The following is a 20,773-nucleotide window of genomic DNA, read 5'->3' as shown; positions in this document are numbered from 1 at the left end:
GATCTCCACCTGCGCGCCGAGTTCCACCAGGCGGTTGCCCGGAATCCGGAAGAAGCCGGTCGCGGGCGCGGCATTCCGGTGCATCAGCGCGAACAGCTTGTCGCGCCAGATCGGCATGCCGCGGTTGGCGGTGGCCACAATGGTTTCGCGGCTGGCGAAGAAGGTGGTGTCCATCGGGTCGAAGTAGATGCCACCGTGGTCACACGAGCGCATCAGCGCCAGCGGCACGTCCGGGGTTTCCATGAAACCGAAGCGCACATAGACCCGGTAGAACTCGTCGCCCACCGACTCGATCTTCAGCCGCTGCCCTTCCATCGCATAGGGAATGGGCAGGGTTTCCACGTGCAGGAACACGTTGCGCTCGTGCAGCACCTTGTTGTGCTTGAGGTTGTGCATCAGCGCGTGCGGGGCCACGGTCGGGTCGGCGGTGAGGAACACCGCGGTGCCCGGTACGCGTACCGGCGGTGCCAGCATCAGGCCCGGCAGGAAGGTGTCCAGGCGGATGCCGTCCTTGCGGATCTCATCACGCAGCAGCTCGCGGCCACGCCGCCAGGTGCGCATCATGGTGAACAGGAAGATGCCCAGCACCACCGGGAACCAGGCGCCCTGCAGCAGCTTGGCGCCGTTGGCGATGACGAAGCCAAGGTCGATGATGAAGAACACCACGCACAGCGGCAGCAGCCAGCCACGCGACTTCGGCCACAGCGAACGTGCCACCACCGCCAGCAGCAGGGTGTCGATCAGCATCGTGGCCGACACCGAGATGCCGTAGGCCACGGCCAGGTTGGACGAACTGCGGAACGCCAGCACCAGGCCGAACACCATCACCGCGATGCCCCAGTTGATGCCCGGGATGTAGATCTGGCCGATGGTGTCGTGCGAGGTGTGCTTGATGCGCATGCGCGGGATGTAGCCCAGCTGCATGGCCTGGCGCGAGACCGAGAACGCGCCGGTGATGACCGACTGCGAGGCGATCACCGCCGCCATGGTGGCCAGGATGATCATCGGGTACAGCGCCCACGAGGGCACCGCCTCGAAGAACGGGTTCTTCAGGGCCTCGGGGTGGTTGAGCACCAGTGCGCCCTGCCCCAGGTAGTTCAGCACCAGGCACGGCAGCACGAAGAAGTACCAGGCGTGGCGGATCGGGCGCAGGCCGAAGTGGCCCATGTCCGCATACAGCGCTTCGCCGCCGGTCACCGCCAGCACCACTGCACCGAGAATGAAGATGCCGTGCCAGCCGTGCTCCATGAAGAAGCGGATGCCCCACCACGGGTTGAAGGCCTTCAGCACCTCGGGCGCATCGACAATGTTGTAGATGCCGATCACCGCCAGCGATACGAACCAGATTGCCATGATCGGGCCGAACGCCTTGCCGATCTTCTCGGTACCGAAGCGTTGCGCGGCGAACACTGCCAGCAGCACCACCAGGGTGACCGGCACGATGAAGACATGCAGTCCGGGCGCGGCCACCTCCAGGCCTTCGACCGCACTGAGCACGGACATGGCGGGGGTGATCACGCCGTCGCCAAAGAACAGCGAGGCGCCGAAGATGCCGAGGATGCCCACCACATAAGCCGAGCGCGAGCCATTGCGCAGCGTGCGCTGGGTCAACGCCATCAGCGCCATGATGCCGCCCTCGCCATCATTGTCGGCGCGCATGATGATGGTGACGTACTTCAGGGTCACCACCAGGTTCAGCGCCCAGAACGCCAGCGACAGCACGCCCAGCACGGTATCGTGGTCGCTGTTGAGCCCGTAGTGCGGCGAGAACGCCTCCTTCAGGGTGTACAGCGGGCTGGTACCGATATCGCCGAAGACCACGCCGATCGCACCGATGACCAGCGCCAGTCCTCCAGCGGAGGGGGCGTGGCCATGGCCGCCGGGGGCGGCTGCGTGCGGGGTTTGACTGCTGGACATGGGACTCCTGGCGAAGCTCAGGCGGTTTGTTGAAGGAAAGGAAGGCGGATCAACGCAGCGCCGACTGCAGCGCCTTGCGGATCACGGTGGCCACTTCGTCGCCTTCATTGAAGGCATCACGGGCCATGCGCGCGGCTTCGGCCGGCTTGTAGCCCAGCTGCTGCAGGGCCACGGTGGCGTCGGACAGCGGATCGGCCGGGGCCGGGCCGCTTCCGGTGGGCAGCGCGCCGCCGGCACCGAACTGGGCCGCGCGGTCACGCAGCTCCAGCACCATGCGCTCGGCGGTCTTCTTGCCGATGCCCGGAATGCGGGTCAGCGCGGTGATGTCACCGGCCTGGACCATGCGCGCGAACTCCTCGACGGTGACGCCGGACAGCACGGCCAGCGCGATCTTCGCGCCGATGCCGCTGACCTTCTGCACATCGCGGAACAGGCGCCGCTCGCCCTCGCGCAGGAAGCCGTACAGCGAGACGCTGTCTTCCTTCTGCGAGTAGTGGGTGTACAGGGTGACCTCGCGGCCGAGCTCGGGCAGGTCGTAGAAGGTGCTCATCGGCGCCTCCAGTTCGTAGCCCACTCCGTTCACGTCCACCACCAGCCACGGCGGCGCCTTGTAGGCGACGATGCCGCGCAGTCGACCGATCATTGCGTGCAGCTCCTCATTTGCGGCCCCATGCCTGGCGGGCACTGAGCCCCAGGCGGTTGGCCGTCGCCCTTACGTGGGCATGGGTGATCGCCACCGCCAACGCGTCGGCCGCGTCGGCCTGCAGCTTGATTTTCAGGTTGAGCATGAGCCCGACCATGTGTTGAACCTGTTGCTTTTCGGCGCCACCGCGCCCGACAACCGCCAGCTTGATCTCGCTGGCAGCATATTCGTGCACCGGCAGGTCGCGCAGCACCACCGCCGAGATCGCCGCGCCACGGGCCTGGCCCAGCTTCAATGCCGAATCGGGGTTGCGGGCCATGAACACGCGTTCGATGGCCACTTCCTGCGGCTCATACTCGCGGCACAGGTCGGCCAGGCCCAGCACCAGCAGCTTCATGCGCTGCGGGAAGTCGTCAGCGCCCAGCAGCACCAGCGGCTGGTGGTGCACGTAGCTGACGCGGCCGGTGGCATCGACATCAATGATGCCGACCCCGGTCCGCTGCGAACCGGGGTCGATGCCGAGGATGCGGGTCATGCTGCACTCCTGGCGGGGCGGAACGGAATGCGCTGGCAGGCGTATGGGCTCATGACTGTCCGCGGTGACCGTTCAACGGCCCGCGCCCAGGCCGTCGAAGACGGCTCAGGCGTAGGCGTCGGCGCCGAGCTCGGCGTTGGAATACACGTCCTGCACGTCGTCCAGGTCTTCCAGCATGTCCAGCAGCTTCTTGACCTGCAGGGCGACCTCGCCCTCGACCTTGATGTCGTTATCGGCGCGGAAGGTGATCTCGGCGTGGTCGGCGACATGGCCAGCGGCGGTCATCGCGTCCTTGACTGCGCTGAACGCGTCAGGGCTGGTGACCACATCGATCGAGCCATCGTCCGGATAGACCACGATGTCATCAGCGCCGGCCTCGATTGCCGCCTCGGTGATGGCTTCCTCGTCGGCACCCGGGGCGAAGCTGAGCACGCCCAGGCGCTTGAACATGAAGGCCACCGAGCCTTCGGTGCCCATGTTGCCGCCGCACTTGCTGAACGCATGGCGGACATCGGCCACGGTGCGCACGCGGTTGTCGGTCAGGCAGTCGACGATCACGGCCACGCCACCCGGGGCGTAGCCTTCGTAGCGGATTTCCTCGTAGTCGACGCCTTCCAGTTCACCGGTGGCCTTCTTGATGGCGCGCTCGATCACGTCCTTGGACATGTTCACGGCCAGGCCCTTGTCCACCGCCACGCGCAGGCGCGGGTTGTTGTTGGGGTCGCCTCCACCGCCGCGCGCGGCAACGCCGATCTCGCGGATGATCTTGGTGAAAATCTTGCCGCGCTTCGCGTCGGACGCGTTCTTGCGGGCTTCGATGGAGGGGCCTCTACCCATGGGTGCTACCGTCTGGCTGCTTCAGGATCAAGGCGCGGATTCTACCTGATCGGGGACGGCAACCGTGTCTAGGGCGGAGAGATGCCGTCGGGCATGGCCCGGCGAAGCGCGTGCGAACCAACGGTTCGCACCCACCAGGGCAGGACGGTTCGCACCCACCGAGGTAGTCCGGTCGCACCCACCAGGGCAGGACGGTTCGCACCCACCGAGCCAGGGCGGTCGCCCCTACCAGATTACGCGGCGGCGGCGTCGCGGCTGTGGTCGAACTGGCCGTGGCGCAGGAAATGCGCGGTCTGCCGCGCGGCATCCGGCGACACGACCAGGCCGCTGTGGCTGGTGCGCACCACGCAATGATCGGTCAGGCCCGGCAGACGGGTTTCGGCCAGGGCCACGGTGCCATCGGAGGCGTCGTCCATCGCGCCCAGCAGGCTGCCCAGACCATGCGGCACCGAACCGGCGATCAGCCCGACCTCGGCCCTGCCCTGCCAGTCCGGCAAGCCGTCCAGCAGCAGCTCGCTGCTGCGCCCCAGCGCCAGGCCCCAGCCATGATCGGACAACGAGCGCGCGGTGCCACTGCCGCGCAGCGGTGAACCCAGGCAGACCACGCGCTGCACCGGCAGCTGCGGATTGCGCCGCAGCGCTTCCAGCGCCAACAGCCCGCCCAGGCTGTGGCCGACCAAACTCAGCGGGCCGGCGTCGGCCAGCCGCTCCAGCAGCTGCGGTACGGCCACGTCCGGGCCACCGAACACCGAGGAATAACCAAACGCGTGCACCTGGAAGCCGCGCGCGCGCAGGCGCCAGGCCAGCGGCCCGACCCAGGCGCGGGCATTCCAGATGCCATGCAGCAGCAATACGGGGGGAGTCATGCAAACAGCCTGGCGGTCAGCGGGGCAGGAACGTACGGTGATTGAACACGCGCGCGCAGCAAGCGGCAGTGAACATCAGGCCGCGCGCGGTGCGCGGCGCAGGATGAATTCGAGATCGTTCGTGTCGCCCACCGGGAACAGGTATTCGCCGGCCTTCTCGAAACCGTAGCGGGCGTAGAAGCGCTGTGCGCCGAAGTTCTCCGACCACACGCCCAACCACAGGGTGCGCGGGCCCTCGTGTTCCAGCCAGGCCAGCGCGGTTTCCAGCAGGCGGCTGCCCCAGCCGCAGCTTTGCTGCGTCTTGATCAGGTACAGGCGCTTGAGTTCGCCGTCACCGGGCTTCACGTCCGGGTGCGGCAGGCCACAGGGACCGGCGGCGGCATGGCCGACCGCCTCCCCGTCCAGCTCCAGTAGCCACACCGCGTAATCCGGGTGGGCCAGGATCACGCGCTGGCGCTCGACCGTGTAGGCCTCCTCAAGGAAGGCCTGCAGGTCCTGCGGCGGATACAGATGGCCGAAGGTTTCGGTGAACGTGCGGGCGGCCAGCGCCGACAGGGTCGGCGCGTCGTCCACGGTGGCGCGGCGGATGGAATACATGCAGCAAGTTGACGTCAGCGCGGAGGGGCGGTCAAGCCTTTTCCGACGATTCCGCTTCTTCGTCTTCCTCGTCCTCTTCCTCGTATTCCTCTTCGTCCTCGTCTTCTTCGCCTTCCTCGTCCTCGTCGTACTCTTCCTCTTCGTCGTCCTCGTAATCCTCGACGCCGAAGTCTTCTCCATCCCAACGGCCTTCGCCGTCGGCGACGAAGGTCAGGGCCATCGCGGCCGGGTTGGTACCGACGCGGACCAGCCAACCGCCGAACACGCGTGCACGCTCGGTGACCAGGTTGGCCTCGGAGCCTTCATTGCCCAGCTTTTCCCACTCCAGCGAAAACGCAAACTCGGTCATTGCCTGGATCTCCTGATCAGTTGGTCTTGGGGCGAACCTGGATGTGCACTTCGGCCAGCTGCGCGTCGACGATCGGCGACGGCGCGTCGGTCATCAGATCCTGTGCACCAGTGGTCTTCGGGAACGGGATGACGTCGCGGATCGACTCGGTGCCGGCCATCAGCGCGGCGATGCGGTCGATGCCGAAGGCGATGCCACCGTGCGGCGGCGCGCCGTAGTTCAGCGCGTCGAGCAGGAAGCCGAACTTGGCACGGGCTTCTTCGGCACCGATGCCCAGCAGCTCGAACACCGCGCTCTGCATGTCCGGACGGTGGATACGGATCGAACCGCCGCCGATCTCATTGCCGTTGAGCACCATGTCGTAGCCGCGCGAAACGGCGGTACGGGCATTGGCGCGCAGGTCGGCGATGTCGTCCACGGCCGGTGCGGTGAAGGGGTGATGCAGGGCGACGTAGCGCTGTTCTTCCTCGTCCCACTCGAACATCGGGAAGTCGGTGACCCACAGCGGCGCCCAGCCGTCGGCGACCATGCCGAAGTCCTTGCCGGCCTTCAGGCGCAGCGCGCCCATGAAGTCGGAGACCTTGTTGTAGCCGCCGGCACCGAAGAACACGATGTCGCCGTTGCCGGCGCCGACGTGGGCGACCAGCGCGGCGAACGACGCTTCGCTGAAGAACTTCTGGATCGGCGAGCTGATTTCGCCGTTGTCGGCGATCTTGATGTAGGCCAGGCCCTTGGCGCCGTACTTGGCGGCATGCGCGGCGTATTCGTCGATCTGCTTGCGCGACAGCGACGCACCGCCCGGGATGCGCAGCGCGGCAACGCGGCCCTCGGCATCATTGGCCGGGCCGGTGAACACCGGGAACTCGCTGTCCTTGACCAGTTCGGCCACGTCCACCAGCTCCAGCGCGATGCGCAGGTCCGGCTTGTCCGAGCCGTAGCGGCGCATGGCCTCGGCCCAGGTCATGCGCGGGAAGCTGGCGTCCAGCTGCACGTCCACCACTTCCTTGAAGATGGCGCGGATCATGTCCTCGACGAAATCCTGCACGTCGCGCTCGCGGACGAAGGCGAATTCCATGTCCAGCTGGGTGAATTCCAGCTGGCGATCGGCACGCAGGGCCTCGTCGCGGAAGCAGCGCGCGATCTGGTAGTAGCGGTCGAAGCCGGCCACCATCAGGATCTGCTTGAACAGCTGCGGGCTCTGCGGCAGGGCGTAGAACTCGCCCGGGTGCATGCGCGCCGGCACCAGGAAGTCGCGTGCGCCTTCCGGGGTGGCCTTGGTCAGGATCGGGGTTTCGATGTCCTGGAAGCCCTTTTCGTCCAGGTGGCGGCGCAGCGCCTGCACCAGCTTGATGCGGGTGCGCTGCATGCGCTGCATTTCCGGGCGGCGCAGGTCCAGGTAGCGGTACTTCAGGCGGGTTTCCTCGCCCGGGTTCTCGTGGGCGTGGAACGGCAGCGGCGCAGCCTTGTTCAGCACGGTGATGGCGGTGGCGATCACTTCCACCTTGCCGGTGCGCATCTTGTCGTTCACCGCGTGGCGGGCACGCACGACGCCTTCCACCTGCAGCACATCCTCGTAGCCCAGCGACGCGGCCACCGCGAACACTTCGGCATTGTCGACCTCCACCGTCACCTGCACGATGCCTTCATGATCGCGGAGATCGATGAAGCAGACGCCGCCCTGGTTACGGGCCACGTCGGTCCAGCCGGCGAGGGTGACAGTCTGGCCAATCAGGGTCTCGTCGACCAGGCCGCAGAAGTGGGTACGCATGGGGGGAAGCTCCGCTGGAGAACGCCGGCACCGGATGGGGGCCGGAAAGCCTCGTATTCTGCGGCCGAGGCCCCGGCTGGGGCAAATCCGGCCAGTCACACCGGCTTGATCGTCCCCCTCCCTATAGTCGGGCACCTGCCACCGTATGGGATGCCGCCATGAAACCGCTGTCCCTGGCCAGCCTGGCCGTGACCCTCAGCCTGGGTGCGCTGGGCACCCTTGCCCTGCCCGCCCCGTCCGCCTCTGCGCAGAACGGGGTGATCCGCTGCGAAAGCCAGAGCAACCGCGAACGGGTCTGCAACACCGGCTGGCGCGGCGCGCAGCTGGTCCGTCAGTTGTCTGGCAGCCCCTGCGAGGAAGGGCGCTCCTGGGGCAGCCGCAATGGCAGCATCTGGGTGACCAATGGTTGCCGCGCCGAGTTCGTCGAGGCCCGTGGTGGCTGGGGCGGCGGCAATGGCGGTGGCTGGGGAGGCAACAACGGTCGGCCCGGCGAGACCATCCGCTGCGAAAGCCAGAACAACCGCGAGCGCAGCTGCCAGGTCGGCTGGCGCAATGCCCGCCTGGTCCGCCAGTTGTCCGGCAGCCCTTGCGACGAGGGCCGTACCTGGGGCGTGCGCAACGGCGCGGTATGGGTCAGCAATGGCTGCCGCGCCGAATTCGCCGAGGCCCGCGGCTGGGGCGGTGGCAACAGCAACTATTCCGTCACCTGCAGCAGCAACAACAACCGCTCGCAGACCTGCGACTGGGATGAGCGCCAGGGCCGGCCGGTGCTGCAGCAGCAGTTGTCGGGCAGCGCCTGCCAGGAAGGCCGCAGCTGGGGTTACTCGCGTGGCCAGGTGTGGGTGAGCAACGGCTGCCGGGCGCGCTTCGGCACGCGATGAGTGCAGGGTCGGGGTCAGAGCCCTCCGCAGGAGGGATCCGACCCCGGGATCACGGCGCGGGTGCTGTGTCGTCGCCCCACGGTGGCGGTGGCAGGTCGACCGGCTTGCTCAGGTCGAACTGCACGCGGAAGCGGCGGCCGTCCGGGCGCGTCAGTTCGTAGACGAACGTCTGGTCCGGATCGATCTCCATCGCCCAGGTGTTGTGCGTGGAAGCCAGCATGTCGGCACGGCGGAACATCGCCACCGAATCGGCATCAGCAGGGAACTGCTGGCGCTCGGCGGTGCCCGGCGGCGTGCTGTCGCCACCGTACAGGGTGATCGCGTCGGGGCTGCCGTCTTCGTGGCGATGGTCGTGCTTCAGCCGCAGCCCGTTCGGCGTGCGGGTCAGCACCCAGGTCCGCGAGTGGTCATCACCGACATGGAACGGGATGCGCAGCTCGTGCGCCGGGTCGGCGCAGCCGCGCACATGCATGACCAGGCGCTGCCCGGCGAACGGATCCTTGGAGGTCGGTGCAGGCGTGTCCTCCACCACCTTGCCGACGTAGGCCTGGCCGCAATGTGCGGCGACGGCGGCCATGAACGCATCGGCCGGTGCGGTCGCCAGGTCATGAGCGACTGTATCGGAGCGCTGCGTGCACGCAGCGAGGCTGAGCAGGAGGGCGGCAGTAGTGGCAACGGCAATCGGTCTCATGCCCCAACCCTAACGGCCATGGACGATGGGCGCAAACCGCGCGCCAGTCCCGCTCAGCGCTCGGCAGACGGTGCTGCCGGCAGTGCTTCGGTCGCCGCCACCGGTGCGGCCTCGCCCTCGCCGGCCGGCTCCTGCTCCACCGGATCAACGTCAAACGGTGTACGGAACACCAGCGACGGCAACAGCGTGGTCAGCGCCGCGTACAGCAGCAGCGCACCGAACAGCACCGCCGGAATCTGGAAGCGCTCACGCATGATCGCCGCCAGCACCAGGGTGAAGATCAGCGTCGGTGCCAGCGCCAGCGAGACCCGCAGGCTGCTGCGGAAGCTCTCGCCGAACATCACCCGGCGCTGCAGCCAGACCACGCCGATGCGCAGCGGCAGCACCACCAGGGTGATCACGATGCCCAGCCCCAGCGCCTCGAAGCTCAGCGCTTCGGCGGGCACCTTGGTGCCGGCGTTGAAGAAGTAGAACGGCACGAAGAACGAGGCGAACAGGCGCAGCGCGTGCAGGTTCTCGTGCGAGGCCAGCAGCGGCATGCGCTGGTGCAGCAGGCGCGCGACCAGCCCGGCGATGAACGCGCCAACCAGGTAGTACACGCCCAGCAGGTAGGTGATGTAGGCCGCCACCATGCCGACCATCACCAGCAGCGAGAATTCCGAGCCCGGCGCGTGCGGTGCCACCCAGCGGCCCAGCGCGATGAACAGCAGCGGCAGGCCGATCATCATCGCCAGCAGTGCCAGGCTGGACAACGCCATGTGCCCTGGGTCACCGGCCTGCAGCACGATGAACAACGCCGCCAGCGCCAGCAGTTCGCCGGCGATGGCCTTGCTGGTCACCCAGAACCGCTCGTCTTCGCTGAGGCCCAGCCGCGACAGCGAGTCCATGATGAAGCCCGTGGACGGCGTCAGCAGCGCCAGCGCCAACAGGCCCGCGGCCTGCCACGGCAGCCCCGCATAGCGCCAGGCCAGCCAGCCCACGCCGAACAGCGTGCCGGTACGGATCACCAGGTGCGCCAGCAGCGGCCACATGCCACGGCGCAGCGCCTGCAGGTCCACTTCCAGGCCGGCGAACAGGAACAGCGAGGAAATGCCCAGCGTGGCCAGCAGGCCGATCACCGCATCGTGGGCCTGGTCGCCCAGCCAGAGCATGCCGATGATGCCGAACAGCAGGCAGGTCAGCGGCGCGGGCAGGCTGAAACGCTGCAGCGCGCGCGGAATCACCAGCAGCGCGAAGATCAGCAGCAGGTAGATCAGTTCATGGCTCATGGGGGACTTCCGTGTGGTTCGAACGCGCGCAGGATGCGCGCGCCGAACCGATCCGGCAAGCCACGTTTGAATGACCCCGGTTACCTCATCCGATCAACCGGTCGGCAATCCGCCCCACCTGTGCCAGCACGCTAGCGCGTTGCTCGTAGCTGATCGCGCCCGCCTGCAGATAAGCCGTCAACACCCACGGGGCGCCTCCGGCTACGGGCCACAGCACGGCGATGTCGTTGCGCGCGTCTTCACCATTGCTGCCGGTCTTGTCACCCACGCGCCAGCGCTTGCCCAGGCCCGCGCGCAGGCAGGCGTCGCCGGTTTCGTTGTCGATCAGCCAGTCGGCCAGCTGCTGCCGCGAAGCCGGTTGCAGTACCTCGCCCAACACCACGCGCTGCAGGGTCGCGGCCATCGCCGCCGGCGTGGTGGTGTCGCGCGGGTCGCCCTTGGCAAAGCTGTTCAGCTCCGGCTCCAGGCGGTCACTGCGGCTCACCGTGTCGCCGCTGGCGCGCAGGAACGCGGTCACTGCGGGCGGGCCACCGACCACGCCGAACAGCAGGTTGGCGGCGGTGTTGTCGCTGGTGATGATCGTGGCACGGCACAGGTCGCGCACGGTCATGTCCTTGCCGGCGTGGCGGCGGGTGACCGGTGCATGCGAGAGCAGATCGGCCTCGCCCACCGGCACGCGCCTGTCCAGCAATGCCGGCATGCGTTCGGCCTGGCTGAGCACGGTGGCCGCCAGCATGCTCTTGAAGGTGCTGCACATCGGGAAGCGCTCGTCCTGGCGATGACCGATGCGGCGACCGCTGGCAGTGTCCAGCAGGGTCACGCCGAGGCGTCCGGCGCAGGCCTTTTCCAGCGCGGCGAAATCACTGGCGGCGGTGATGGCGGCATCGGTGGGTGCGTTGGCGGTGGCCTTGCCCGCTGCACGTGCCAGCAGCGGCAAGGCAAGCGAGGAAGCCACGGCGGCAGCACTGAACTGCAGGAATCGGCGACGGGCGAGCATGCGGGTTCTCCTGGGGGACTGCTCGATTATTGAAGCCTTGATCGGGGGCGACCAGCGCAAAAAATCTGCGAGAGACATTAGTTCAATTAATGCCTGACGCATTCAACCCCTTAATTTTCCGAAATGTCTCGTTGAAGCGTTAGGATCATCCATCACTCCAGCTCACGACTGCGCGATGTTGCACCCTGCCCTGCCACTGAACGCGCTGCGCGCCTTCGAGGCCGCCGCCCGCCACCAGAACTTCACCCGTGCCGCGCTGGAGCTGTGTGTCAGCCAGGCCGCACTGAGCCACCAGATCCGTGGGCTGGAGGACCGGCTCGGCATCCGCCTGTTCCATCGCCTCCCGCGCGGCGTGGCGCTCACCGATGAAGGCGCGGCCCTGTATCCGGTGCTCAACGAATCGTTCGAGCGCATCTCCGCCAGCATCGCGCGTTACACCGGCGGACCTGCGCGTGAAGTGCTGACCCTGGGCGTGGTCGGCACCTTCGCCACCGGCTGGCTGCTGCCACGGCTGGCCGCGTTCGAGGCAGCGCACCCGGACATCGAGCTGCGCCTGCAGACCCACAACAATCGCATCGACCTGGCCGGAGAAGGGCTGGACCTGGCGATCCGCTTTGGTGATGGCGACTGGCAGGGCCAGGCGTGCACGGCGATCCTCGACGCGCCGTTTGCACCGCTGTGCGCACCGGCGCTGGCGCGGCGCCTGAAACAGCCACGCGACCTGGGCACGCTGCCGCTGCTTCGTTCCTACCGCAGCGACGAATGGCCGCGCTGGCTGCAGGCGGCCGGGGTCAGCGGCGTGGAAGCGCGCGGGCCGGTATTCGATTCCTCGTTGACGGTCGCGATGGCGGCCGCCGGTGGCGCCGGTGTGGCCTTGCTGCCGCTGCGCATGTTCGAGCAGGAACTGGCCGAGGGTCGCCTGCTGCAGCCGTTCAGCACCACGCTGGAGCTGGGGCGCTACTGGCTGACGCGGCTGCGATCGCGTGCCGAACGTGAGCCGGCCAAGCGGTTCCGCGAGTGGCTGCAGGCACAGGGCGCGTAGTCAGTGCCGGCCGCTGGCCGGCAATCCCTTGATCGTTGTGGGCGCATCGCGCTGCCGGCCAGCGGCCGGCACTACCGGTCAGGACTCAAGCAGTTCCATCCAGGCGGCTTCGGCCTTTTCCAGCTGCGCGGCGGCGGTTTCGCGATCGCGGCCAAGCACGGCCATGCGCGTGGCATCGGCGTAGTTGGCCGGGTCGGCCAGCTGGCGGTCCAGCTCGGCCAGGGCACCTTCCAGCTCGGCCACCTTGGCTTCAGCGGCGGCCAGCTTGTGCGGGTTCACCGGCTTCTTCTGCACCACCTGCGCCACCGGGGCGGTCTTGACCACCACCGGCTCTTCCACCTGTTCCATGCGCGCCTTGGTGCCCTGCGCCTGCGGGCGGGTACGCAGCCACGCGGCGTAGGCATCCAGGTCGCCATCGAACGGCTCGACCACGCCATCGGCCACGCGCCAGTAGGTATCGCAGACCAGGCCGATCAGATGGCGGTCGTGAGAGACCATCACGATCGCGCCTTCGAAGGTGGCCAATGCTTCGGCCAGCGCTTCGCGCATTTCCAGGTCAAGGTGGTTGGTCGGTTCGTCCAGCAGCAGCACGTTCGGCTGCTGCCAGGCGATCAGCGCCAGCGCCAGGCGTGCGCGCTCGCCACCGGAGAAGCCATCGACCGGCTCGAACGCGCGGTCACCCGGGAAGTTCCACTTGCCGAGGAAGTCGCGGAACGACTGGTTCGGTGCGTCCGGGGCGATCTCGCGGAAATGCTCCATCGGCGACTGGCCTTCGTGCAGCGACTCCACCGTGTGCTGGGCGAAGTAGCCGATCTTCAGGTCCGGGTGCGCCATGCGCTCGCCGACGATCGGTGCCAGCTCGCCCACCAGGGTCTTCACCAGGGTGGTCTTGCCGGCACCGTTCGGGCCGAGCAGGCCAATGCGCTGGCCCGCTTCCAGACCGAAGCCGACGTTGTGCAGGATCACTGCGTCCTTGCCGTAGCCGGCCTCGACATGGTTCAGGCGGATCAGCGAGAACGGCAGCTTGGCCGGCGGCGCGAACTCGATGCGGAACTCGCGCTCGGCGCGCACTGCTTCGGTGCCGGCCAGCTTGGCCAGGCGCTTCATGCGGCTCTGCGCCTGCGCGGCCTTGCTGGCCTGTGCCTTGAAGCGGTCGATGAAGCTCTGCAGGTGGGCGCGCTCGGCCTGTTCCTTCTCGTGCGCGATCTGCTGCTGGCGCAGCTGTTCGGCGCGCTGGCGCTCGAAATCGGTATAACCGCCCGGGTAGAGCTTGGCGCCGCCGCCGTGCAGGTGCAGGGTGTGGGTGGCCACGTTGTCGAGGAACTCACGGTCATGCGAGATCAACAGCAGGGTGCCGGGGTACTTCAGCAGCCACTGCTCCAGCCAGTACACCGCGTCCAGGTCCAGGTGGTTGGTCGGTTCGTCCAGCAGCAGCAGGTCACTGGGCATCATCAGCGCGCGGGCCAGGTTCAGGCGTACGCGCCAGCCGCCGGAGAACGAGGACACCGCGCGGTGGTGGGTCTCGGCCGGGAAACCGAGGCCGTGCAGCAGCTTGCCGGCGCGCGCTTCGGCGTCGTAGGCCCCCATCTCGGCCATCTTCGTGTGCGCGTTGGCCACCGCCTCCCAGTCTTCGCGCGCGGTTGCTTCAGCCTCTTCAGCCAGCACCGCAGCCACATCGGTATCCCCGCCCAGCACAAAGCTCAGCGCCGGGTCCGGCAGCGACGGGGTTTCCTGGGCCACGCTGGCGATACGGACCTTGCCGGGCAGGTCGACGTCACCCTTGTCGGCCTCCAGCTCGCCCTTCACCGCCGCGAACAGGCTGGACTTGCCAGCACCGTTGCGGCCGACCACGCCCACCCTGTAACCGGCGTGCAGGGTCAGGTCGACATTGGACAACAGCAGCCGCTCGCCGCGGCGCAAGGCGAAATTACGAAGGGAGATCATCGGGGGAGGGGTCCATATAACCGGATGGAATGTGCTGGTGAGCACTGTTCCTGCGACGTAATTCTAGCGTTAACGAATACTTGACGCGCCCCGGGATGCGCGGCGGCAGGCCAACTCTCTCCCTCGTCGGCCCCGCGCAGCCCCCGGGCCCCACCTCCCGCCGCTGCCCTCTGCCGCTAAATGGTTGCTGCTGCAACGTTTTTTCCTGTTGCAACCATTTGACAGGCACTGAATATCCCGTTAATTCCTGCCTTGCGCACCGCAACAACCGCCGTCCGCCTCACCCCCGTGATGTCGATTCCGGTGCCACCCCCGCCAACCGGAGCCCCATCCCGATGACCCGCAAGACCAGCCTGATCGCCGCCGCCGTCGCTGTCGCACTCGGTGGCTCTCCGTTCGTTGCCGCTGCCCAGCAGGCCGGCACCGCCGCCAACACCCTGGACACGGTGATCGTCACCGGCACCCGCGTGGCCGACCGCACCGTCGCCGAATCGCAGTCGCCGATCGACATCATCACCCCTGAAGTGCTGCAGTCCACCGGCACCAGTGAACTGGCCACCGCACTGTCGCGCGCCCTGCCCTCGCTGAACTTCCCGCGCCCGGCCTTGACCGACGGCACCAGTGGCGTGCGCCCGGCGCAGCTGCGCGGCCTGTCGCCGGACCAGGTGCTGGTGCTGGTCAACGGCAAGCGCCGCCACACCTCGGCGATGATCAACGTCAACGGCAGCATCGGCCGTGGCTCGTCGGCGGTGGACATCAATGCGATTCCGATCGCCGCCATCGAGCGTGTGGAAGTGCTGCGCGACGGTGCGTCGGCACAGTACGGCTCGGACGCCATTGCAGGCGTCATCAACATCGTGCTCAAGGGCAGCGGCCGTGGCGGCAGCCTGGCCGTGGACTACGGCCAGTACTCGGCCGGTGACGGCAACAAGTACCAGCTCTCCGGCGATACCGGCGTCGAGTTCGGCAACGGCCGTGGTCGCGTGCACGTGGCTGGCCAGATCAGCCAGCAGGACGAGAGCAACCGCGCCGGCCCGTACCGCGGCGCCGCCCCGAACACCGGCAACTTCCCCAGCATCGGCCAGAAGACCTTCATCGTCGGCGACCCGCGCGTGGATGCCACCGCCGCGTCGGCCAACGCCAGCTTCGACTTCAGCGACCACGTGACCGGCTACGCCAGCGCGCTGCTCAGCAACCGCGACATCACCTCGTTCGCGTTCTACCGTTCGCGCAACCACAGCGGGCAGAGCGCGCTGCTGGCGCAGACCTACCCCGACGGCTTCGTGCCGGAGATCAACCAGTATTCGAAGGACCGCTCGCTGGTGGCCGGGGTCAAGGGCAACACCGACAACGGCTGGACCTGGGACCTGAGCCTGAACCACGGTGAGAACACCCTCGACTTCCACACCCGCAACAGCATCAACTACAGCCTCGGCGCAACCAGCCCGCGCTCGTTCTACGACGGCACGCTGAAATACCAGCAGGACATCTTCAATGCCGACCTGACCAAGTCGCTGGACTGGGGCCTGGCCTACCCGGTCACGCTGTCCTTCGGTGGTGAGTACCGCAAGGAAAAGTGGGACCAGAACCCGGGCGAACTGAACTCGTACACCGGCAGTGGCGCGCAGGGCTTCGCGGGCTTCACCCCGACCAATGAAGTGCATGCGGACCGCCACAACTACGCGGTCTATGCTGGCCTGGAAGCGGACCTGACCGAGAAGTTCTCGGCCGGCATCACCGGCCGCTACGAGGACTACTCGGACTTCGGCGACCGCTTCTCCGGCAAGCTGTCGGCGCGCTATGCATTCACCGACAAGGTCGCGCTGCGGGCCACCGCCTCCAGTGGCTTCCGTGCACCGTCGCTGGCGCAGCAGGGCTACCAGGCGGTCACCAGCCAGTTCCTCAATGGCGTATTCGTCGAGCGTGGCACCTTCCCGACCACCAGCCCGGCCGCGCAGGCGCTGGGCGCCTCGCCGCTGAAGGCCGAGACCTCCACCTCCTACAGCCTGGGCCTGGTGCTGCAGCCGGTCGACCGCCTGTATATCACCGTCGACGCCTACCAGATCGACATCGATGACCGCATCGCATTGTCGTCCAGCATCACCACCAACGCGGCCACCAGCGCGCTGCTGGGCACCCTGGGCCTGCCGCAGGTGACCGCGTTCTCCTACTTCACCAACGGCCTGGATACGCGCACCCGTGGCGTCGACTTCGTGTCCAGCTATACGGTGCCGTTCAACGCCAGCAGCCTGGAGCTGACCGCTGCGTACAGCTACAACGACACCGAAGTGCGCCGCGTTGGCGGCACCCCGGCGGTGTTCGGAACGCTGGGCCTGACCCAGTCGCTGATCGGTCGCGACGAAATTGGCCGCATCGAGGACAGCTACCCGCGCGACAAGGCGATCCTGAGCGGCACCTGGCGTTCGGACCACTGGGAACTGGGCCTGGCCGCCACCCGCTACGGCAAATTCACCGTGCGCAACTCGGCCACCGCGCTGCGTGACCAGACCTACGGCGATGCATGGGTGGTGGATGCCTCGGCCAGCTACAAGCCGAGCAGCAACTGGACCCTGACCGTGGGCGCCGACAACCTGCTGGACAAGTACCCGGACCGCACCGAAGACCTGCAGAACTCGACCTTCGGCATGCTGCCCTACAGCAACTACTCGCCGTTCGGCTTCAACGGCGCATATGTGTACGGGCGGATCAAGTACACCTGGTAAGGGGTAGAGCCGGCTGCTGGCCGGCGTACCCCGGGCCGCGTCTGGAGGAGCGCCCCTTCTTGTTGAAGGGGCGCGCCGATGGCGGGGGTAGAGGAGAAATGCGTGGACAAACCCGCCGGCCACCGCACGTGGACGGCGGGTTTGCCGTATCTGGCCGCTTCGGTGAAAATCGGGGTATCCCCCTGCTTTCTGCGAGTGCCGATGCACCATGACACCGACCTGATCAACATCGTTGCCGTTGGCCTGGGGCTCGCCTTCATCTTCGGCGCGCTGGCCAACAAGCTCCGCTTGTCTCCCCTGGTCGGTTACCTGGTTGCTGGCATCTGCGTAGGTCCGTTCACCCCCGGCTTCGTCGCCGACCAGGCGCTGGCCAACCAGCTGGCCGAACTGGGCGTGATGCTGCTGATGTTCGGTGTCGGCCTGCACTTCTCGCTGAAGGACCTGATGGCGGTCAAGGCCATCGCCATTCCCGGTGCCATTGGGCAGATCGCAGTGGCCACCCTGCTCGGCTGGGGCGTGGCCTCGCTGATGGGCTGGCCGGCCATCCATGGCGTCATCTTCGGTTTCTCGCTGGCCACCGCTAGTACGGTGGTGCTGCTGCGGGCGATGGAAGAACGCCGCCTGCTGGAGACGATGCGCGGCAAGATCGCGGTCGGCTGGCTGATCGTGGAAGACCTGGCCTGCGTGCTGGCACTGGTGATGATGCCGGTGATGGCCGGCGTGTTCGGCCCCGACGCGGCCAAGGAATCGCACTCGCTGGGCAGCGTGCTGGCCGACATCGGCTGGACCTTCGTGCAGCTGGGCCTGTTCGTGGCGGTGATGCTGGTGGTCGGGCGCCGGGTCATCCCGTGGATCCTGGAACGCATCGCCGGTACCGGTTCGCGTGAGCTGTTCACCCTGTCCGTGCTGGCGATCGCGCTGGGCGTGGCGTTCGGCTCGGCGATGCTGTTCGGCGTCTCGTTCGCGCTGGGCGCGTTCTTTGCCGGCATGCTGCTCAACGAATCGGAGCTGAGCCACAAGGCCGCGCATGATTCGCTGCCGCTGCGCGATGCGTTCGCGGTGTTGTTCTTTGTGTCGGTCGGCATGCTGTTCGACCCCAACATCATCGTGCAGCACCCGTGGCAGGTGCTGGCCACGGTGCTGATCATCATGTTCGGCAAGTCGGCCGCCGCGTTCTTCATCGTGCGTGCGTTCGGCCACCCGACCAGCACCGCGCTGACCATCTCGGCCAGCCTGGCGCAGATCGGCGAGTTCGCCTTCATCATCGCCGGCCTCGGCGTGGCGCTGCAGATCCTGCCGAAGGAAGGCCAGTCGCTGGTGCTGGCCGGGGCACTGGTGTCGATCATGCTCAACCCGCTGGTGTTCGGCCTGCTCGACCGTTGGCAGGCCAAGCAGGAGCAGTCTCCGCAGGTACCCGAGCCGCCCGAAGCGATCGGCCCGTCGCGCGACCTGCATGACCACGCCATCGTGATCGGCTATGGCCGGGTGGGCAGCGAACTGGCGCAGGTGCTGCGCGACCGTGGCGTGCCGGTGCTGGTGATCGATGACAACAAGGAACACGTCGAGCAGGCGCACGCCAAGGGCCTGGCGGCGATCCGCGGCAGTGCCGCTGCCGACCGGGTGCTGGCCGAGGCCCATCCGGAACGCGCGAAGATCGCGGTGCTGGCGATTCCGCAGCCGCTGGAAGCCGGTGAGGCACTGGCCAAGCTGCGGGCGATCAACCCGGACCTGACCCTGCTGGCGCGTGCGCACAGCGACGCCGAGGTGAAGCATCTGCTGGAACACGGTGCGGATGGCACAGTGATGGCCGAACGTGAGCTGGCGTATTCGCTGGCGGAGATGGTGATGGCCACGCCGCCGTATCGCGGGTTGGGCCAGCACAGTATTCCGGTGGTGTGAGGGGTGTGCGTGCGGCAGGGCTCGCAGCCCTGCACCTGCTGAAGCAACTTCAACTGCAACGGCAAAAGCAGGCATTCCGTGGGATGGCGGGGTGGGTCCGGTGGCGGAAGACGCCGTAAACCCTTCCATGGGGGCTTGGCCGCGGCTTGCTCGTGTGTGCAGTCCTTGCACACACGGCAAGACCAGGGTTGGGCGTCCTGCCCAACCCGCCCGAGGCATGCCTCGGGCCCATGCCGCGGACACTCCCGCCACCGGACCCACCCCGCCTTCGACAGATTCCTGCGATCTGCCGGAACGGCGTCCTGCTCTGGTAGGTGTCGACCTTGGTCGACACGGCGGTGCATGGGGTCAGATCCATTTTCCACAGGAAAACGGATCTGACCTCGGAAACAGAAAAATCCCCGGTCGACCCGCATCGACCGGGGATCTGGATCGCCACGTTGCCACGCCTTGGAGAGGCAGTTCCACCGTAGCGCATCGCGGCACCGGTGGTGATCGCCTGTGGCGATGACGACCAAGCGTGTGGCTATCAGGCGCCGGCCAGGGCCTGTTCCAGGTCGGCACGCAGGTCGCCGATATGTTCAATGCCGATCGACAGCCGCACGGTGTCTTCACTGACGCCGGCCTTGGCCAGCTCCGCCGCATCCAACTGGCGGTGGGTGGTCGAGGCGGGATGGGTGGCCAGTGACTTCGCATCGCCCAGGTTGACCAGGCGGGTGAACAATTTCAGCGCGTCAAGGAAACGTGCGCCTGCCTCGCGCCCGCCCGGCAGGCCGAAGGTCAGCACGCCCGAGCCGTGCCCACCCAGATAGCGCTGCGCGGCGGCGTGCTCGGGATCGTCGGCCAGCCCGGCATAGCGCACCCACGCCACCTTTGCGTGTGACTTCAGGAACTGCGCGACGGCCAGTGCGTTGGCGTTGATGCGTTCCATGCGCAGGGCCAGGGTCTCGATGCCCTGCAGGATCAGGAACGCATTGAACGGCGACAACGCAGCGCCGGTATTGCGCAGCGGCACCACCCGCGCCCGGCCGATGTAGGCCGCTGGCCCCAGGGCTTCGGTATAGACCACGCCGTGGTAGCTGGGGTCGGGCTGGTTGAGCCGCGCGAAGCGTTGGGGCTGTGCGGTCCAGTCGAAGCGGCCGGAATCGATGATCGCGCCGCCGAGGCTGGTGCCGTGGCCGCCCAGGTACTTGGTCAGCGAATGCACCACGATGTCGGCGCCGTGCTCGAATGGGCGCAGCAGGAACGGCGTGGCCACGGTGTTGTCGACGATCAGGGGCACGCCAGCGGCGTGCGCGACCTCCGCAATCGCAGCGATGTCGGTGACGTTGCCGCGCGGGTTGCCGATCGATTCGACGAACACCGCCTTGGTGCGCTCGTCGATCAGCGCGGCGAACGCAGAAGGATCAGCCGGATCAGCAAAGCGCGCCTGGATGCCGTACTGCGGCAGGGTGTGCGCCAGCAGGTTGAAGCTGCCGCCATACAACGCGCTGGAGGCGACGATGTTGTCGCCGGCCTCTGCAATGGTCTGGATGGCATAGGTGATCGCCGCCTGCCCCGAGGCCAGCGCCAGCGCGCCGATGCCACCTTCCAGCGCGGCCAGGCGCTGCTCCAGCACGTCGGTGGTGGGATTCATGATGCGTGTGTAGATGTTGCCCGGCACCTTCAGGTCGAACAGGTCGGCGCCATGCTGGGTGTCATCGAAGGCATACGCCACCGTCTGGTAGATCGGCACCGCCACCGCGCGGGTGGTCGGGTCGGGACGGTAGCCGCCGTGCACGGCCAGGGTTTCCAGTTGCCACTGCGGGTCGCTCAT

Annotated in this window: 17 protein-coding genes; 4 read left to right on the top strand and 13 right to left on the bottom strand. The window is 67.4% G+C overall.

Features of this window, described 5'->3' with window-relative positions:
• From AC5P5S_RS05640 to aspS, 8 genes are all read right to left on the bottom strand, one after another.
• The coding region (locus tag AC5P5S_RS05640) for a potassium transporter Kup (protein ID WP_062605804.1) at positions 1–1,917 on the bottom strand (1,917 nt) is incomplete at its 3' end.
• Between the two features lie 49 nt (positions 1,918–1,966).
• Entirely contained in the window at positions 1,967–2,560 is a 594-nt protein-coding gene (ruvA, locus tag AC5P5S_RS05635) for a Holliday junction branch migration protein RuvA (protein WP_005410756.1), read from the bottom strand.
• Between the two features lie 13 nt (positions 2,561–2,573).
• Positions 2,574–3,095, bottom strand: a complete 522-nt coding sequence (gene ruvC / locus AC5P5S_RS05630) for a crossover junction endodeoxyribonuclease RuvC (protein WP_005410757.1) — start codon at positions 3,093–3,095, stop codon at positions 2,574–2,576.
• Between the two features lie 105 nt (positions 3,096–3,200).
• On the bottom strand, positions 3,201–3,932 hold the full coding sequence (locus AC5P5S_RS05625; RefSeq protein WP_005414277.1) for a YebC/PmpR family DNA-binding transcriptional regulator: 732 nt from the start codon (positions 3,930–3,932) through the stop codon (positions 3,201–3,203).
• Positions 3,933–4,165: 233 nt separating this feature from the next.
• The gene (locus tag AC5P5S_RS05620) at positions 4,166–4,798 is read right to left on the bottom strand and encodes an esterase/lipase family protein (protein ID WP_024958675.1); all 633 of its coding nucleotides are present in this window, start codon (positions 4,796–4,798) and stop codon (positions 4,166–4,168) included.
• A gap of 75 nt (positions 4,799–4,873) precedes the next feature.
• Complete coding sequence (locus tag AC5P5S_RS05615; protein ID WP_005410760.1) at positions 4,874–5,395, bottom strand: GNAT family N-acetyltransferase; 522 nt, start codon at positions 5,393–5,395, stop codon at positions 4,874–4,876.
• A gap of 31 nt (positions 5,396–5,426) precedes the next feature.
• Positions 5,427–5,744 carry a hypothetical protein gene (locus AC5P5S_RS05610; protein WP_005410761.1) on the bottom strand — a complete coding sequence of 106 codons (318 nt, stop codon included), beginning with the start codon at positions 5,742–5,744 and terminating at the stop codon, positions 5,427–5,429.
• Between the two features lie 16 nt (positions 5,745–5,760).
• Positions 5,761–7,512: an aspartate--tRNA ligase gene (aspS, locus tag AC5P5S_RS05605; RefSeq protein WP_043035111.1), complete on the bottom strand. Its 1,752-nt coding sequence runs from the start codon at positions 7,510–7,512 to the stop codon at positions 5,761–5,763.
• A gap of 158 nt (positions 7,513–7,670) precedes the next feature.
• Here aspS and AC5P5S_RS05600 point away from each other — a divergent pair, with 158 nt between their 5' ends.
• Positions 7,671–8,393, top strand: a complete 723-nt coding sequence (locus tag AC5P5S_RS05600; RefSeq protein ID WP_062605803.1) for a DUF3011 domain-containing protein — start codon at positions 7,671–7,673, stop codon at positions 8,391–8,393.
• Positions 8,394–8,442: 49 nt separating this feature from the next.
• Here AC5P5S_RS05600 and AC5P5S_RS05595 read toward each other — a convergent pair whose 3' ends face one another.
• The 3 genes from AC5P5S_RS05595 to blaL2 all read right to left on the bottom strand — a co-directional run bounded on the left by AC5P5S_RS05595 (position 8,443) and on the right by blaL2 (position 11,349).
• On the bottom strand, positions 8,443–9,084 hold the full coding sequence (locus AC5P5S_RS05595) for a hypothetical protein (protein WP_062605801.1): 642 nt from the start codon (positions 9,082–9,084) through the stop codon (positions 8,443–8,445).
• Positions 9,085–9,137: 53 nt separating this feature from the next.
• Positions 9,138–10,352, bottom strand: coding sequence for a cation:proton antiporter (locus AC5P5S_RS05590; RefSeq protein ID WP_005410765.1), 1,215 nt, complete (start codon positions 10,350–10,352; stop codon positions 9,138–9,140).
• A gap of 85 nt (positions 10,353–10,437) precedes the next feature.
• The gene (gene blaL2, locus AC5P5S_RS05585; protein WP_012481073.1) at positions 10,438–11,349 is read right to left on the bottom strand and encodes a L2 family extended-spectrum class A beta-lactamase; all 912 of its coding nucleotides are present in this window, start codon (positions 11,347–11,349) and stop codon (positions 10,438–10,440) included.
• Between the two features lie 175 nt (positions 11,350–11,524).
• Between blaL2 and ampR the strand changes: the two genes are divergently transcribed.
• Entirely contained in the window at positions 11,525–12,391 is an 867-nt protein-coding gene (ampR, locus tag AC5P5S_RS05580) for a LysR family transcriptional regulator AmpR (protein WP_062605799.1), read from the top strand.
• Between the two features lie 78 nt (positions 12,392–12,469).
• Here ampR and AC5P5S_RS05575 read toward each other — a convergent pair whose 3' ends face one another.
• Positions 12,470–14,335 carry an ABC-F family ATP-binding cassette domain-containing protein gene (locus AC5P5S_RS05575; RefSeq protein ID WP_005414284.1) on the bottom strand — a complete coding sequence of 622 codons (1,866 nt, stop codon included), beginning with the start codon at positions 14,333–14,335 and terminating at the stop codon, positions 12,470–12,472.
• Between the two features lie 335 nt (positions 14,336–14,670).
• On the opposite strand from AC5P5S_RS05575, the gene AC5P5S_RS05570 reads away from it, so the two are divergent.
• Positions 14,671–17,058, top strand: a complete 2,388-nt coding sequence (locus AC5P5S_RS05570; RefSeq protein WP_062605797.1) for a TonB-dependent receptor plug domain-containing protein — start codon at positions 14,671–14,673, stop codon at positions 17,056–17,058.
• Positions 17,059–17,259: 201 nt separating this feature from the next.
• Positions 17,260–18,957 (top strand): YbaL family putative K(+) efflux transporter, encoded by a 1,698-nt coding sequence (gene ybaL, locus AC5P5S_RS05565; protein ID WP_005414286.1) that lies wholly within the window; start codon positions 17,260–17,262, stop codon positions 18,955–18,957.
• A 529-nt stretch (positions 18,958–19,486) separates the two neighbouring features.
• Here ybaL and AC5P5S_RS05560 read toward each other — a convergent pair.
• The gene (locus AC5P5S_RS05560) at positions 19,487–20,773 is read right to left on the bottom strand and encodes an O-acetylhomoserine aminocarboxypropyltransferase/cysteine synthase family protein (protein ID WP_049395423.1); all 1,287 of its coding nucleotides are present in this window, start codon (positions 20,771–20,773) and stop codon (positions 19,487–19,489) included.

It is taken from the genome of Stenotrophomonas sp. YJH_SMC_54 (assembly GCF_059368435.1).
Note: the sequence above shows the minus strand (reverse complement) of the source record. Positions and strands in the feature narration are given on the sequence as shown.

Bases quoted from the DNA above. Each gene is read 5' to 3' on its own strand.
- ruvA (WP_005410756.1), bottom strand. From the start codon at position 2,560: ATGATCGGTCGACTGCGCGGCATCGTCGCCTACAAGGCGCCGCCGTGG.
- ruvC (WP_005410757.1), bottom strand. From the start codon at position 3,095: ATGACCCGCATCCTCGGCATCGACCCCGGTTCGCAGCGGACCGGGGTC.
- AC5P5S_RS05625 (WP_005414277.1), bottom strand. From the start codon at position 3,932: ATGGGTAGAGGCCCCTCCATCGAAGCCCGCAAGAACGCGTCCGACGCG.
- AC5P5S_RS05620 (WP_024958675.1), bottom strand. From the start codon at position 4,798: ATGACTCCCCCCGTATTGCTGCTGCATGGCATCTGGAATGCCCGCGCC.
- AC5P5S_RS05615 (WP_005410760.1), bottom strand. From the start codon at position 5,395: ATGTATTCCATCCGCCGCGCCACCGTGGACGACGCGCCGACCCTGTCG.
- AC5P5S_RS05610 (WP_005410761.1), bottom strand. From the start codon at position 5,744: ATGACCGAGTTTGCGTTTTCGCTGGAGTGGGAAAAGCTGGGCAATGAA.
- aspS (WP_043035111.1), bottom strand. From the start codon at position 7,512: ATGCGTACCCACTTCTGCGGCCTGGTCGACGAGACCCTGATTGGCCAG.
- AC5P5S_RS05600 (WP_062605803.1), top strand. From the start codon at position 7,671: ATGAAACCGCTGTCCCTGGCCAGCCTGGCCGTGACCCTCAGCCTGGGT.
- AC5P5S_RS05595 (WP_062605801.1), bottom strand. From the start codon at position 9,084: ATGAGACCGATTGCCGTTGCCACTACTGCCGCCCTCCTGCTCAGCCTC.
- AC5P5S_RS05590 (WP_005410765.1), bottom strand. From the start codon at position 10,352: ATGAGCCATGAACTGATCTACCTGCTGCTGATCTTCGCGCTGCTGGTG.
- blaL2 (WP_012481073.1), bottom strand. From the start codon at position 11,349: ATGCTCGCCCGTCGCCGATTCCTGCAGTTCAGTGCTGCCGCCGTGGCT.
- ampR (WP_062605799.1), top strand. From the start codon at position 11,525: ATGTTGCACCCTGCCCTGCCACTGAACGCGCTGCGCGCCTTCGAGGCC.
- AC5P5S_RS05575 (WP_005414284.1), bottom strand. From the start codon at position 14,335: ATGATCTCCCTTCGTAATTTCGCCTTGCGCCGCGGCGAGCGGCTGCTG.
- AC5P5S_RS05570 (WP_062605797.1), top strand. From the start codon at position 14,671: ATGACCCGCAAGACCAGCCTGATCGCCGCCGCCGTCGCTGTCGCACTC.
- ybaL (WP_005414286.1), top strand. From the start codon at position 17,260: ATGCACCATGACACCGACCTGATCAACATCGTTGCCGTTGGCCTGGGG.
- AC5P5S_RS05560 (WP_049395423.1), bottom strand. From the start codon at position 20,773: ATGAGCGACCCGCAGTGGCAACTGGAAACCCTGGCCGTGCACGGCGGC.